Below are 13737 nucleotides of genomic sequence, written 5' to 3' on the forward strand. Positions count from 1 at the left end.
TGACGTCGGCTCACCTCATACGTCTTCTGGACTGTATGTAGCCCGGGGGCCTGGCCGACCCTGTCGGGTGGGAGGCCGCGATCGCCTGATTGGGCGAGTCGCGCTGGACGCTGTGTCCGGGCAGTGATTCTGTTGAAAAGAATAGGCCTGCCGGACCAACAAAAGATTGCGAAGATTGCTCACAAAAACATTACTTGCGCAATTTTTAACTTCATACCAATAATTCAGCGCAATCCAACTCACAAAGGGGAACATCGTGAGCAAGCTCGATAGATATGACCTGAGCATTTTGGCTGAACTGCAGCGCGACGCACGCATTTCCAACCAGGAACTGGCAGAGCGCATCGGGCTGTCGCCATCGCCCTGCTCGCGCCGCGTCAAACAACTCGAAGATGACGGCTATATCGTGCGACAGGTTGCCTTGCTGGATCGCAAGAAGCTCAGCCTGAACCTGACGGCCTATGTGCTGATCGGCATGGATCGCCACACGCCGGAGCGATTCGAGCATTTCGAGCAACAGATCCGCAACCTGCCTCAGGTACAGGAATGCAGCCTGGTGACCGGAATGGACGCCGATTATCAATTGAAAGTGGTGGTTCCTGACATGGATCACTACCAGAAACTGCTGCTGGGCCATCTTACCCGCATCGAAGGCGTCACCAGCGTCAAGTCGAGCTTTGTGCTCAATCAGGTGCTGGCCAGCACTGAATTACCCCTGACTCACCTGCGCAGCTAAGCGGCACCCGGACTGGAGCAAACGATGGATCCCGTGCTTTTTGAAGAGTGGATGATGACTATTCTGGTCACCCTCCTGATCGGTTTCATGGGCTTTATCGTCTGGGATCTGGCCAAGAAATCCAGAGCGGGCAAATTTGGCACCTTCATCCTGTTCTTCGTGCTGGGCCTGGGCATCATGGCATTCGTGATCAAAAGTCTGGTGATTGCCTATATCGAGAATGGCTCATGAGAACCCCATCAATCAAGGCACACACAAACTTGTAGGAGCGCGCTTGCCCGCGACCGAGTGCGAAGCGCTCGCAAAATTTACGACTGCTACGCAGCCGGTCGCGGGCAAGCGCGCTCCTTGTATGGCAACTATCGACATTTCTGGTGTCGATAGTTCTCGACTGATCATCGAGGGAGGGCCAAGAAGCTGTCGCGCTCCTAAGGCCCAGAGCCTGCAATACGTAGATTGAGCTCTGGCCCTCCACCCTCACTCAGCAAGTCCGAACGGTATCTGGTGCCCGTCAGTGACGTGAGCACGTATTGAATTGCAAGGCTGGACAGAGTGCAGCTCGATCATCACCCAACTGATCAAGGAGCCCATATGCCTGTAGCTGTCGGCGTCGATTGCGCTAAGAAAACCTTTGATATCGCTCTGCTCCAGGGCAACCAAAAATTTCGTACCAAAGCCAAGCTGGCCAATACGGAGGCTGGTTTCAATCAGTTCGAGCAGTGGCTGGAAACGCATGCAGAGAAAGCCTGCTGGGTCGTCATGGAAGCAACGGGCATCTACTACGAAGCCTTGGCTGAATTTCTCTACGCCAGAGGATTCAAGGTCGCAGTGCTCAATCCAGCCATCATTCATGCCTATGGCAAAGAGGATCTGCGGCGAGTCAAGACGGACAAGGCAGACGCCAAGCTCATTGCCCGGTACGGTTCTGAGCGAACTCACAAACTGCGAGAGTGGACACCGGAACCTCCGTCACAGCGGCGTTTACGGGCGCTGGTACGCCGACTGGAGGACTTGCAGGAAATGCGGCAGATGGAAGCCAATCGCCTGGAAGTTTGCGACGTCAGCGTTCAGCACTCCATACGGTCGCTCATCGACTCCCTTGACGAGCAGATCGAACACACCAGAAAAAAGATTCGTCAGCACATTGATGACGATCCCGATCTGCGCGGCAAGCGTGATTTGATCGTATCAATCGACGGTCTGGGTGACACAAGTGCGGCCTCTCTGCTGGCAGAGCTTGGGGATCCACTTAAGTACAAAGGGGCTCGTGCCATTGTGGCATTTGCCGGCCTTAACCCGGTACCTGACCAATCAGGTGAATACACAGGGCCGACGCCCATCTCCAAAACCGGGTCCGCCAGACTGCGTAAAAGCCTGTATATGCCCGGCATTGTGGCCTCCCGCCATAACGCCGTGATTAAGGCTCAAAGCGATAGGCTCAAGGCGCGAGGCAAAGCGCCCCAACAGATCATCTGCGCAGCCATGCGTAAGCTCTTGCACCTGGTGTATGGCGTGATCAAGTCAGGCAAGCCATACGATCCTAAATATGCGATGGCTGTGTAAAAGACGCCCCTTACATCCGGTATTGCAAGGGGCTGATCAAGACGGTATCTACACCTGTTTGCTGCGCGACAGCGCGGCGCCAAGGCGGCGGGTGATCTCCCACAAAGTGATCTATGACCTTCTCCGTCAGGGCTTTATTTCCCGATACTGCCCCTGATCCAGCCCCTCCAGGGTCCAGTCGCCAATCCTGACGCGCACCAGCCGCAGGGTTGGTAAACCCACCGCAGCAGTCATGCGGCGTACCTGACGGTTACGACCTTCCTTGATGATCAGCTCCAGCCAACTGGTCGGCACGCTCTTGCGAAAGCGCACCGGCGGGTTGCGTGGCCAGAGTTGCGGTTCGTCCAGTTGACGCGCCTCGGCGGGTAAGGTCGGGCCATCGTTGAGTTCGACGCCATTGCGCAGTTGTTGCAGTTGTTCCTCGGTCGGCTCGCCTTCAACCTGCACCCAATACGTCTTGGGCAGTTTGTGTTTGGGGTCGGCAATCCGCGCCTGTAGCTGGCCGTCGTTGGTCAGCAGCAATAACCCTTCACTGTCGCGGTCCAGACGCCCGGCCGGGTAAACGCCGGGGATGTCGATAAAGTCCTTGAGCGTGGCGCGGCCCTCGCCATCGCTGAATTGCGTCAGCACATCGAAAGGCTTGTTGAACAGGATGAGCTTGGGTTCGGCTGGCGGCGCCTTGGCGACACGACGGGCAGCGCCCGGACTCTTGGAATCTGGACGACGAGAAACGGGACGTTGGGTGCGGGACATGGGAGCTTCAGTGGCTGGAAAACACAAAGGGCCACTTTAAGTGGCCCTTTGCATAAATACCAACACTTAACGGAACGGTGGCTCGTCGAAGCTGCGCAGTTTGCGTGAGTGCAACGAGTGCAGTTCGGTGCGCAGCAGATCCAGAGCCGCGATGCCGATCTTCAAGTGCTGGCTGACAGCACGCTCGTAGAAAGCGTTGGCCGAACCCGGCAATTTGATTTCACTGTGCAAAGGCTTGTCCGACACGCAGAGCAATGTGCCGTAAGGCACACGCAAACGATAGCCTTGAGCTGCAATGGTGCCGCTTTCCATATCAACGGCCACAGCACGGGACAGGTTGATGAGCGGACGCTCCTGGGCCCAGCGCAGTTCCCAGTTACGGTCGTCATAGGTCAGCACGGTGCCTGTGCGCAGACGCTTCTTGAGATCATCGCCACGTTCGCCGGTGATCTGCGCCGCCGATTCCTGCAACGCCAGTTGCACTTCGGCCAGGGCCGGGATCGGAATGTGCGGCGGCAGTACGCGATCCAGAATGCCATCGCGGCGCATGTAGGCGTGGGCCAGCACATAGTCACCGATGGTCTGGGACTGACGCAGGCCGCCGCAGTGGCCGATCATCAGCCAGCAATGCGGACGCAGCACCGCCAGGTGATCGGTGATGTTCTTGGCATTGGACGGGCCGACGCCGATATTGACCAGCGTGACGCCATGACCATCTTCCGCGATCAGGTGATAGGCCGGCATCTGGTAACGGTGCCAGACCACACTGGCAACAATGGCCTGAGCCTCTTCGACACCCATGCTCTTGTCGACCACCACATTGCCGGGCAACACCATACGCACGAAACGCGGGTCTTCGCGCAGTTTTTCCAGGCCATGCAGGATGAACTGGTCAACGTAGCGGTGGTAGTTGGTCAGCAGAATCCAGGGCTGCACATGACGCCAGTCACTGCCGGTGTAATGCACCAGACGGCGCAGCGAGAAGTCCACACGTGCCGCGTCGAACAGTGCCAGCGGCAGCGGGTCGGTATTGGCCCAGTCGTACAGACCATCAGCGATGCCGTCGGTGGCGGCGGACAGGTCGGTGCTGGGGAAAACACGGGCCAGCGCAGCGGCGGTCACGCCGGAGCCTGCCAGCTCATCGCCCTGCTCGACCACGTACGGATAAGGAATGTTCTGCTCGCTCACGCCCACTTCGATGGTGACCGTGAAATCGCTCATCAGCGGCCGCAGTTGCTCAAGCAGGTATTTACGGAATGCCTTGGGGTGAGTCACGGTGACACTGTAGGTGCCGGGCAACTGCACCTTGGCGTAGGCGCGAGTCGTCAGCGGCACATCGCCCTGATAGGCGTAAGTCAGGCGCAATTCCGGGTAGCGGAACAGCGCTCGCTGTTCGGCGTCGGGTTCGACGCGGTCTTTCAGGTAGCGCTTGAGCGCCTGACTCAAGGCGCTGGTTGCACGTTCATGCAGTTCTGCGAGCCGCTCCACAGCTTGCTCGGCGGTGTCTACAACAACAAAGGCTTGCGTCACGGTTTAGGTCCTGTCTGATCTTGCAGGCCCTCATCCTAACGGGTTCGCGTGCTTATGCCACCTGCGGCGAAGCACGGGCCAGTAAAGTTTCTGCATCGACACCTGTCGGCAAAGCGCCATAAACCCGCCCGGACGACAGCAATCGACCGGCAATGAACGCATCGCTGACGGCAGCGTTGCCCGCTTCGAGCAGCAGTCTGGCCTGCAAGCCCACGGCAATATCTTCGGTCAGTTGCCGGGCGCGGTACTGGATATCGCGGGTGTCCGTGAATGCGGCTTTCAGTTTGTCGATATGCGCCTTCAGATGCCGGTCGCCATGCCCGTCGCCCAACTCAGCGAACAGCGCATCCAGCACGCCTGGTTCCTTGGACAGCGCCCGCAACACGTCCAGGCACTGCACATTGCCGGAGCCTTCCCAGGTCGAGTTGACCGGCGCTTCGCGATACAGGCGCGGCAGAATACTGTCTTCCACATAACCGGCACCGCCCATGCATTCGGCGGCCTCGTTGATCATGGCCGGCGCACGCTTGCAGATCCAGTACTTGCCCACCGCCGTGACCAGCCGCACAAAGCGCGCCTCATGATCGTCATCCAGATGGTCCAGCGCACGCCCCATGCGCAGGGTCAGGGCCAGCGCGGCCTCGCTTTCCAGTGAGAGGTCGGCCAGCACGTTCTGCATCAAGGGCTGTTCGCTGAGCAGGCGCCCGCTGACTTTACGATGGGCACAGTGATGAGTGGCCTGGGTCAGGGCCTGACGCATCAGGGCGCTGGAACCGATCATGCAGTCGAAACGGGTCATGGCGACCATTTCAATGATGGTCGGAACACCCCGGCCCTCTTCACCAACCATCCAGGCCAGTGCGCCGCGCAGCTCGATCTCGCTGGAGGCGTTGGACCAGTTGCCCAGTTTGTCTTTCAGACGCTGGATATAGAACTCGTTGCGGGTGTCATCCGGTCGATGGCGCGGCAGCAGGAAACAGCTCAGGCCCTTGTCGGTCTGCGCCAGGGTCAGGAACGCATCGCACATGGGTGCGGAGCAGAACCATTTGTGGCCCACCAGTTCATACGCCTGTCCCGGCCCGCCTGCCCCGACCGGATAAGCCCGCGTGGTGTTGGCGCGCACATCGGTGCCGCCCTGTTTCTCGGTCATGGCCATGCCGATGGTTGCACCGGTTTTATGGGCGATGCCGACATTGCGCGGGTCGTATCGGGTGGACAGGATTTTCGGCAACCATATCTGCGCCAGCTCGGGCTGCAGCCTGAGGGCCGGAACGCTGGCAAAGGTCATGGTCAACGGGCAACCGCTGCCGGGGTCGGCCTGGGTGTGCAGATAACTCATCGCAGCACGCGCTACATGGGCACCGGGTTGCGGATCGGTCCATGGCAAGGAAGGAATTCCATGCTCGATGGCGGTGCTCATCAACTGGTGATAAGCCGGGTGAAACTCGACCAGATCGATGCGATGGCCATATCGGTCATGACTGGCAAAGGTCGGTTTGTTCTGATTGGCGAGGAAACCGGCCTCCATGAGAGGTCCGCCTGCCAGGGCACCATAAGCATCGATGCGGGGCTCGGCCCAAGCCGCGCCAAAACGTTTTACCCAGGTTTGCAGTGGCAGGTCGATGCGGTAGAGGTTGACGCCATCCAGTGACGGCGGCTGGTTGGTCACCTGATGGGTTTCGGCGAACTGATGCAGGTTCATGAGTGGCCTCCTGTCTGCGCTTGCAGCAGTGAACCACGCAACAAGAGCTTTAAACAGTGCCATTCATGACCAATGATCGGGGCTTTTTTCCACCCCTCAGATGCCCCACTGAGCCTTGGCAGCCGGAGCCCGGCGCACGGCGCCCGGTATGGCCATCAGCAAAGGCAGGCTCAGGGTGAAGCAACTGCCCTTGCCCGGCTCGGAGCGATGGCTGAGGCTTCCGCCCTGCAATTCGACCAGTTGCCGACAGATCGCCAGGCCGATTCCCAACCCGCCATACTCGCGGGTCATGGAGCCATCGACCTGGAAGAAGCGCTGATACAACGTCGCTTCATCCAGTTGGCTGAAACCTATACCGGTGTCCATCACCTCGACCCGCAGCAGCAGGACATCGTTGTCATGCTGCTGAGACATGGCTCGTACCTTGACCGCGCCTTGCTTGGTGAACTTGATCGCATTGTCCAGCAGGCATTCAAGGCACTGGTAAAGCTTGTGAACATCGCCGCGCACGCTTTCCGGCATCTGCTCGTCCAGCTCGAACCTCAACTCCAGCCCCTTGGCCTGGGCGGCACCGCGGAAACGGTCGCGCAACTGTTCGAACAGGCTGCACGTATCGAAGGCATCGCTTTCGGCATACAGCACACCGGCCTGAAGCTCGGTCAGGGTCAGGATGCCATTGATCATGCTCATCATGTCCTGAGCGGAGGCAGCGGCCGTTTGCTGATACATCTCCAGCTCGCCGTCCATCGGCACGGTCTGCATCAGTTCCAGTGAGCCGATAACCCCATTCATCGGGGTTCGCAATTCGTGGGTCAACGTGGCCAGAAACTCGTCCTTGAGCCGGTTACTGGTAGCCAGTTGGCGGTTCAGGCGCTCCATGTCCTTGCCGGCTTCCACCAGGGTCTGGGCCTGTTGCTCGCGTATGTGGTTGACCCGATCAGCCAGCGCCAGAGACAGCAGCGCCATTTCAAGCACTGAACTGATCTGGCTGGCGTACAGGCTAAGAAAGGTATTGGGGATATAACCGAACAGCATCACGGCGTTGACCAGACCGCCCATCAGGAACACAAGCCAGGCAACCAGGAAGTAGCGAGCGATTCGGACGCCCTTGAGCACCGCCGTGATCCCGGTTGTCAGCATTGCCAGGAAACACGCCAGCACCAGCATCGTCACGCTGCGCAATGCCAGGCCGTAATCGGCAAACAGGGCCAGCAGAGCTGCCACCACGGCACCGCCCATCACTGCGATCAACAGAAAATCCAGCCAGCGCGCAATGGCTCTGGTCTGCAGAAAGCTGCGTGAAAACTGGCTGACGAAAAACACCGAGATTGCCATCAGCAAGGGCGTAGCGGTGTTGGCCCACACCGGGCTGTCCGGCCAGAGGTATTCGATGGCGACGCCATTGATCGAGAGCTGATAAAGGCCGAACGAGGCGATATAGAGGATGTAATACAGATAACTCGGGTCGCGCACGCTGATATAGATGAACAGGTTGTAGACCAGCATGCCCGTCAACACACCATAGATCAGCCCCAGGATATAGACCTTGGCGGGCTGCTCTTCCATGTAGGCGTGGCTGGCCCACAGATTGAGCGGTGCCTGGATCGGCCCCTTGCTGGCGATGCGCATATAAACCGTAGTCTGCTTGCCCGGCTGCAGGTCCACCCCGAACACGAAATTGCCCTGCTTCACGTCACGGCTTGAAAACGGCAGCATGTCGCCGGTTTTCCAGGCCAGTTGATAGCGCCCGTTGCCGTCCGGCAGATAGACATCCACATGGTCCATCGGTGGATAGGCCAGCTCCAGTAGCCAGTCGGAATGCGGTGCTCGGGGATTGGGCTTGTAGAACAGATCGACTTTCAGCCAGAACGCAGAGCGCGAATAACCCGCGTTGAGTGTTTCACTGTCGAGCGCACGAAAGGCTGCCGTTTCAGAGACGACCCTGTCGATACTCGCCTTGCCACCCACGTCTTCAAAAACCTGAATCTCGCGCCCCAACGGCAAGCTGCGAATGTTTTCATCAAACTCGACGGCATGAGCCAGCAAGGGAAACCAGGCAACCAGCATGATCAGCAAATAGCGCATAAAGCCCCAAGGTAGAACGTCGCTGTCATTTCATCCGTTGATGACGACGCCCCGCAAATTTCTTTCCTTGAAACAGGCAATAGTTCAAAACAGACACGTCAGTGTGTGGACCTTGCTTACGCTGATCACCCGACTCTGGCGATAGAAATCACCAGAGACAAAAAGGTTTCAGGAATAACCAAGCATAGCGGTTAATGGCCTATAGTCACTATCGCTTTAAAATAAAAGCAACGGCTCTATCTCGGCACTTGCAGAGCAAACTCAAATATTTCTGCCTTGAAGACGTCCTCGGGTTTTCACCTTTGCCCAGAAAAAACCGGAACGACCGACAGCCCGGGAAAGGTTTAGTGATAAGCTCGCGCACCATGAATATCTATAGCTCCCGTCCCGTAGTCCTCTGCCTCAGCGGCCACGATCCCAGCGGTGGTGCTGGCTTGCAGGCCGATATCGAAGCCCTGCTCGCCCAAGGCTGCCATGCTGCTGCGGCCGTGACTGCCCTGACTGTTCAGGACACCGTCAATGTCAGCGACTTTCGCGTTCTCGACCGCGAATGGGTCCTGGCCCAGGCCAATGCAGTCTTCAATGATTCGAGCGTAGCAGCAGTCAAGCTGGGTATGCTGGGTTCACTGGAAATGGTCGACACCGTTGCTCAATTGCTGATCGAGCATCCCGACTTGCCGGTGGTCTGTGACCCGGTTCTGCGCGCGGGTGGCGGTGGCCAGCTGGGCAAGGATGAGGTCGGCTACGCAATGCGTGAGCGCCTGCTTCCACTGTCGACGATTGCCACTCCCAACCTGCCTGAAGCCCGCATTCTGGCCGAACTGCCTGACGGCACAGCCGACGAATGCGCACAAAAACTGCTGCCATTCTGTGAGAACCTGCTGATCACCGGCGGGCATGGCGATGAGCAGGAAGTACACAATCGACTGTACACCCGCGATGGTCAGACCCACACCTTTATCTGCCAGCGCCTGCCCGGCAGCTATCACGGTTCGGGCTGCACACTGGCCAGCGCCCTGGCTGGACGACTGGCTCAGGGAGAAGGCCTGATCAGCGCGGTGCAAACAGCACTGGATTACACCTGGCGAACGTTGCGCGATGCTGAGCAGTTGGGCAAAGGGCAATTCGTGCCTCGCCGCCTGCCGCTGGATTTTGGTTCGTAACGCCCTGCCATGAGGCTCATTCGATGAAACTACGTGGCTTGTATGCCATTACCGACAGCACATTGCTGGCCGGTAAATTCCTGACCTACGTCCAGGCTGCCCTCGACGGCGGCGTGACCCTGCTGCAATACCGGGACAAGACCAGCGACGAATCCCGTCGCCTGCGCGAAGCCAGCGAACTGCTCAAGCTGTGCGAGCAGTACAAGACCCGATTGATCATCAACGACGACGCCGAACTGGCAGCCCGTCTGGGCGTGGGTGTTCACCTGGGGCAAACCGATGGCTCGCTCCCGGATGCCAGGGCACTGCTGGGCCATAAAGCGATTGTCGGGGCCACTTGCCACGGCAAACTTGAACTGGCTGAAAAGGCCAAGGCAGACGGTGCTACTTATGTGGCATTCGGGCGGTTCTTCAACTCACAGACCAAACCCGATGCGCCTGCCGTGCCGTTTGATCTGCTGGATCAGGTACGCGCCAAAGTGCATCTGCCGATTGCCGTGATTGGCGGCATTACCCAGGAAAACGCACCGCAACTGGTGGCCCACGGGGCTGATCTGCTGGCAGTGGTGAACGGGCTGTTCGGTGCAGAGAATCCGCAGGAAGTGACGCGGCGGGCGAAGGCGTTCAATAGTCTTTTTCGCGAATGAAGTGGCTCTGAAGTGGGAGGCAACTTGCTTGCCCTGTCGCGAGCAAGCTCCCTCCCACAAAGAGCACATCCACTTCAGATCCGTTTTCTACACGACTCCGATAACCTTGAGTTCAAAATCAGGCATGCCATTGGCGTTCTCCAGCGCCAGTAACGCCCGTTTGCGATCAACGCCACCGGCGTAACCCGTCAGATCCCCGCCCGCACCAATGACCCGATGGCAAGGCACAATGATCGAAATCGGGTTCTTGCCATTGGCTGTACCCACCGCACGGGAATGCCCGGGGCTCAGGCCCATTTTTCGGGCCATGGCGCCGTAGGACAGCACTTCGCCATAGGGAATCCGCGCCAGTTCGCGCCAGACCTGCTCCTGAAAGGAAGTCCCGCGAAAACGCAGCGGCACTTCGAAAACTCGTCGCTGACCACTGAAGAACTCGGTCAGTTGCTCCTGGGCCTGGCGAATCACTCTTGGGACGGCATGATCGTTGGGCAGCATGACCAATTGCGGAAAGTATTTCTGACCGACGAAGTACACGCCGGTCAGCGCATCATCCTCGGCTCGCAAGGCAACATCGCCCAGCGGGCTAGAAAGCAGATAGCCATGAATCATTTTTTGGCCTCCTCACGTTGACGCCAGACATGCACCGTAGCGTAAGCACGCCAGGGTGCCCACTGGCTGGCGTATTCATTGAGCTGGGCGACCGTTGCACAGCCTAGATGTTTCTTGAGTACCGCATCGCCTTCGGGAAAGGCGTTGGGCCAGCCCAGGGCACGCATGGCGATATATTGCACGGTCCACTCACCGATGCCGCGAATATGCCGCAAGGCCGACAGGGTTTCATCCAGAGGCACCAGCGGTTCGAGAATGATGCGCCCTGCCGCCACTTCCTGCGCCACGGCAATAATCGCCTCGGCACGAATCCGGATGATACCCGTGGCAATCAGGTCTTCCGGAGCCAGGCAGGCAATCGCTTCGGCCGTCGGGAACGCATGCTGCAACCCGAAAGGTGCCTCATCCACCGCCGTACCGAAACGCTCGGCGATACGCCCCAGAATCAACCGGGCCTGTGTCACCGATATCTGCTGGCCAACCACCGCCCGAACCGCGATCTCGAAGCCCTCGAACGCTCCCGGGACACGCATGCCCGGTAATCCGGCAACCAGCGGGCCTAGATGGGCATCCACCAGATCAGGCCGACAGCCCGTATCGAACACCCGCCGCACGCGCCCCAATACCTGAGCGATCCCCGACTGAAGAGAGGCCGACACCGTCACCACCAGAGCATGGCGCAACGGCGCATGGCTCACTGTCAGCCAGCCGGCCAGACGGCGACCCGCCTGTTCGACCGTGAGCACCCGGGTATAGGACTCGTCATCCACATGCTCGACCCCGGCAATACAACGATGCGCCAGAAACTCCAGTACGCCGCCCCATGAAAAAGGCGGCCGGTACGACAACTCGAAACGCATGCTGGCCTCACCGCTGCGATTCGTCGTCTTCCTCAAGCGCAACGGGTTGAGGCCATAACGCGCCTGAAACACATCATTGAAGCGTCTGACGCTGCCAAACCCGGAAGCCAGCGCCACTTCAGCCATGGACATGCCTGTATCGGTCAGCAGACGCTTGGCGATCAGCAGCCGCTGGGTCTGGGAATAATCGATCATCGACACACCAAACTCGGCCTCGAAGATCCGCCGCAGATGCCGCGAGGTCACGCCAACCCGATCAGCCAGGGCATCGAGGCTTCTGCCGCTTAAAAAGCCTTCATCTATCAAGCGGGCGGCAGCCTGGGCCAAACGGCTGGAGACATCCAGCAAGCCATGGCCGGGTGCCAGTTCCGGGCGGCAGCGCAGGCACGGACGAAAGCCCGCCTGCTCGGCAGCCGCTGCCGTTGCATAGAAACTGCAATTGCGGGGCAGTGGCTTACGCACCGGACACATGGGCCGACAGTAAATTCCGGTCGTCGATACGCCCATGAAAAACCAGCCGTCAAAACGGCGGTCCCGGGCGATAAAGGCCGCATAGCACACATCTGGATCAAGAGTTTTCATGAGGCTGACCCTACTCCTGCGCCGGGAAAAAGTCTGGCTGAATTCGGACATGTGCATCCGGCAGCCATGTGGCATTTGCTATAGTGCGGCTCCCTACGCCTTCTGGCCTCGTGACGTCACCGAAGCAGCCATGCACAGAGCTGCGCACTCAGCGTAGAAACGACTTCCCGGTTCAAAAGCAGAGACCCGATCATGTCCCGTTCCGAAACACTCTTCGCCAACGCCCAGAAACACATCCCAGGCGGTGTCAACTCGCCGGTCCGCGCATTCAAGAGCGTTGGCGGCACGCCCCTGTTCTTCAAACATGCTGCCGGCGCCTACGTGACTGACGAAGACGACAAGCGTTATGTCGATTACGTCGGCTCCTGGGGCCCGATGATTCTGGGCCACAGCCACCCGCAAGTACTCGACGCCGTGCGCAGCCAGCTGGAGCACGGTCTGTCCTATGGCGCACCGACCGCCATGGAAACCGAGATGGCCGATCTGGTCTGCTCGCTGGTGCCCTCCATGGAAATGGTGCGCATGGTCAGCTCCGGCACCGAAGCGACCATGAGCGCGATTCGCCTGGCTCGTGGCTACACCGGCCGCGACAGCATCATCAAGTTCGAAGGCTGCTACCACGGTCACTCCGACAGCCTGCTGGTCAAGGCCGGTTCCGGCGCACTGACCCTGGGCGTGCCCAGCTCGCCCGGCGTTCCGGCAGCGTTCGCCAAACACACCCTGACCGTACCGTTCAACGACCTGGAGGCCGTGCGCCAGTTGCTGGCCGATGTCGGTCAGGAAGTGGCGTGCATCATCGTCGAGCCGGTCGCGGGCAACATGAACTGCGTTCCGCCTGCACCGGGCTACCTGCAAGGCCTGCGCGCCCTGTGCGACGAACATGGCGTGGTGCTGATCTTCGACGAAGTGATGACCGGTTTTCGCGTGGCACTCGGCGGCGCCCAGGCTTACTACGGCGTGACACCGGACCTGAGCACCTTCGGCAAGATCATTGGCGGCGGCATGCCGGTGGGCTGCTTTGGCGGCAAACGCGAAATCATGTCGCATATCGCACCGCTGGGGCCGGTCTATCAGGCCGGTACGCTGTCGGGCAACCCGCTGGCCATGGCCGCCGGCCTCACCACCCTGCGCCTGATCAGCCGCGAAGGCTTCCACGATGAGCTGAGCGACTACACTCGCCGCCTGCTCGAAGGCCTGCAACAGCGTGCTGACGCTGCGGGTATCCCGTTCGTGACCACTCAGGCGGGTGGCATGTTTGGCCTGTATTTCAGTGATGCCAAGGAAATCGTGACCTTCCAGGACGTCATGACCAGCGATGCAGACCGCTTCAAACGTTTCTTCCACCTGATGCTCGAAGGCGGCGTGTACCTGGCGCCAAGCGCATTCGAGGCTGGCTTCACCTCCATCGCCCATGGCGAAACCGAGTTGAAACTGACTCTCGATGCTGCCGAAAAAGCGTTCGCTGCGCTGAAATAAGCTAATGTAGGAGCGAATTCATTCGTTAATG

At 59.2% G+C, this 13737-nt stretch carries 12 protein-coding genes; 6 read left to right on the forward strand and 6 right to left on the reverse strand.

Translation table 11 applies throughout. The features are described from left to right. Positions 1–256 precede the first annotated feature (256 nt). The 3 genes from KQP88_RS21115 (at position 257) to KQP88_RS21125 (ending at position 2299) form a co-directional block, all read left to right on the forward strand. Positions 257–736, forward strand: a complete 480-nt coding sequence (locus KQP88_RS21115; protein ID WP_025261939.1) for an Lrp/AsnC family transcriptional regulator — start codon at positions 257–259, stop codon at positions 734–736. A gap of 24 nt (positions 737–760) precedes the next feature. Then, the gene (locus KQP88_RS21120; RefSeq protein ID WP_200994511.1) at positions 761–967 is read left to right on the forward strand and encodes a DUF2788 domain-containing protein; all 207 of its coding nucleotides are present in this window, start codon (positions 761–763) and stop codon (positions 965–967) included. A gap of 360 nt (positions 968–1327) precedes the next feature. Beyond that, positions 1328–2299, forward strand: coding sequence for an IS110 family RNA-guided transposase (locus tag KQP88_RS21125; RefSeq protein ID WP_216704101.1), 972 nt, complete (start codon positions 1328–1330; stop codon positions 2297–2299). Between the two features lie 126 nt (positions 2300–2425). On the opposite strand, the gene KQP88_RS21130 is transcribed toward KQP88_RS21125, so the two are convergent. The 4 genes from KQP88_RS21130 to KQP88_RS21145 all read right to left on the reverse strand — a co-directional run bounded on the left by KQP88_RS21130 (position 2426) and on the right by KQP88_RS21145 (position 8369). Next, positions 2426–3052, reverse strand: a complete 627-nt coding sequence (locus KQP88_RS21130; RefSeq protein WP_232924620.1) for an rRNA large subunit pseudouridine synthase E — start codon at positions 3050–3052, stop codon at positions 2426–2428. A 66-nt stretch (positions 3053–3118) separates the two neighbouring features. Continuing rightward, complete coding sequence (amn, locus tag KQP88_RS21135; RefSeq protein WP_200994510.1) at positions 3119–4582, reverse strand: AMP nucleosidase; 1464 nt, start codon at positions 4580–4582, stop codon at positions 3119–3121. Positions 4583–4634: 52 nt separating this feature from the next. Next, on the reverse strand, positions 4635–6284 hold the full coding sequence (locus KQP88_RS21140) for an acyl-CoA dehydrogenase family protein (protein ID WP_216704102.1): 1650 nt from the start codon (positions 6282–6284) through the stop codon (positions 4635–4637). Between the two features lie 96 nt (positions 6285–6380). Next, a complete protein-coding gene (locus KQP88_RS21145; RefSeq protein WP_216704103.1) occupies positions 6381–8369 on the reverse strand; it encodes a 7TMR-DISM family protein in 1989 nt (662 codons plus the stop codon). Between the two features lie 365 nt (positions 8370–8734). Between KQP88_RS21145 and KQP88_RS21150 the strand changes: the two genes are divergently transcribed. Together KQP88_RS21150 and thiE are read left to right on the forward strand one after the other, a co-directional pair. Further along, positions 8735–9532, forward strand: a complete 798-nt coding sequence (locus KQP88_RS21150; protein ID WP_200994507.1) for a hydroxymethylpyrimidine/phosphomethylpyrimidine kinase — start codon at positions 8735–8737, stop codon at positions 9530–9532. Positions 9533–9555: 23 nt separating this feature from the next. Next, a complete protein-coding gene (thiE, locus tag KQP88_RS21155; RefSeq protein ID WP_216704104.1) occupies positions 9556–10179 on the forward strand; it encodes a thiamine phosphate synthase in 624 nt (207 codons plus the stop codon). Positions 10180–10266: 87 nt separating this feature from the next. Here the strand turns inward: thiE and KQP88_RS21160 are convergent, their stop codons facing one another. Next, on the reverse strand, positions 10267–10788 hold the full coding sequence (locus KQP88_RS21160) for a methylated-DNA--[protein]-cysteine S-methyltransferase (RefSeq protein ID WP_122320802.1): 522 nt from the start codon (positions 10786–10788) through the stop codon (positions 10267–10269). Then, the gene (locus tag KQP88_RS21165; protein WP_216704105.1) at positions 10785–12230 is read right to left on the reverse strand and encodes a DNA-3-methyladenine glycosylase 2 family protein; all 1446 of its coding nucleotides are present in this window, start codon (positions 12228–12230) and stop codon (positions 10785–10787) included. The genes KQP88_RS21160 and KQP88_RS21165 overlap by 4 nt, the downstream gene beginning before the upstream one ends. A gap of 192 nt (positions 12231–12422) precedes the next feature. Here KQP88_RS21165 and hemL point away from each other — a divergent pair, with 192 nt between their 5' ends. After that, positions 12423–13706 (forward strand): glutamate-1-semialdehyde 2,1-aminomutase, encoded by a 1284-nt coding sequence (hemL, locus tag KQP88_RS21170; protein ID WP_200994504.1) that lies wholly within the window; start codon positions 12423–12425, stop codon positions 13704–13706. Positions 13707–13737: the final 31 nt, after the last annotated feature.

Origin of the sequence: Pseudomonas lijiangensis, assembly GCF_018968705.1 — a bacterium.
Classification (GTDB): Bacteria; Pseudomonadota; Gammaproteobacteria; order Pseudomonadales; family Pseudomonadaceae; genus Aquipseudomonas; species Aquipseudomonas lijiangensis.

Bases quoted from the DNA above. Each gene is read 5' to 3' on its own strand.
- KQP88_RS21120 (WP_200994511.1), top strand. From the start codon at position 761: ATGGATCCCGTGCTTTTTGAAGAGTGGATGATGACTATTCTGGTCACC.
- KQP88_RS21125 (WP_216704101.1), top strand. From the start codon at position 1,328: ATGCCTGTAGCTGTCGGCGTCGATTGCGCTAAGAAAACCTTTGATATC.
- KQP88_RS21130 (WP_232924620.1), bottom strand. From the start codon at position 3,052: ATGTCCCGCACCCAACGTCCCGTTTCTCGTCGTCCAGATTCCAAGAGT.
- KQP88_RS21140 (WP_216704102.1), bottom strand. From the start codon at position 6,284: ATGAACCTGCATCAGTTCGCCGAAACCCATCAGGTGACCAACCAGCCG.
- KQP88_RS21145 (WP_216704103.1), bottom strand. From the start codon at position 8,369: ATGCGCTATTTGCTGATCATGCTGGTTGCCTGGTTTCCCTTGCTGGCT.
- KQP88_RS21150 (WP_200994507.1), top strand. From the start codon at position 8,735: ATGAATATCTATAGCTCCCGTCCCGTAGTCCTCTGCCTCAGCGGCCAC.
- thiE (WP_216704104.1), top strand. From the start codon at position 9,556: ATGAAACTACGTGGCTTGTATGCCATTACCGACAGCACATTGCTGGCC.
- KQP88_RS21160 (WP_122320802.1), bottom strand. From the start codon at position 10,788: ATGATTCATGGCTATCTGCTTTCTAGCCCGCTGGGCGATGTTGCCTTG.
- KQP88_RS21165 (WP_216704105.1), bottom strand. From the start codon at position 12,230: ATGAAAACTCTTGATCCAGATGTGTGCTATGCGGCCTTTATCGCCCGG.
- hemL (WP_200994504.1), top strand. From the start codon at position 12,423: ATGTCCCGTTCCGAAACACTCTTCGCCAACGCCCAGAAACACATCCCA.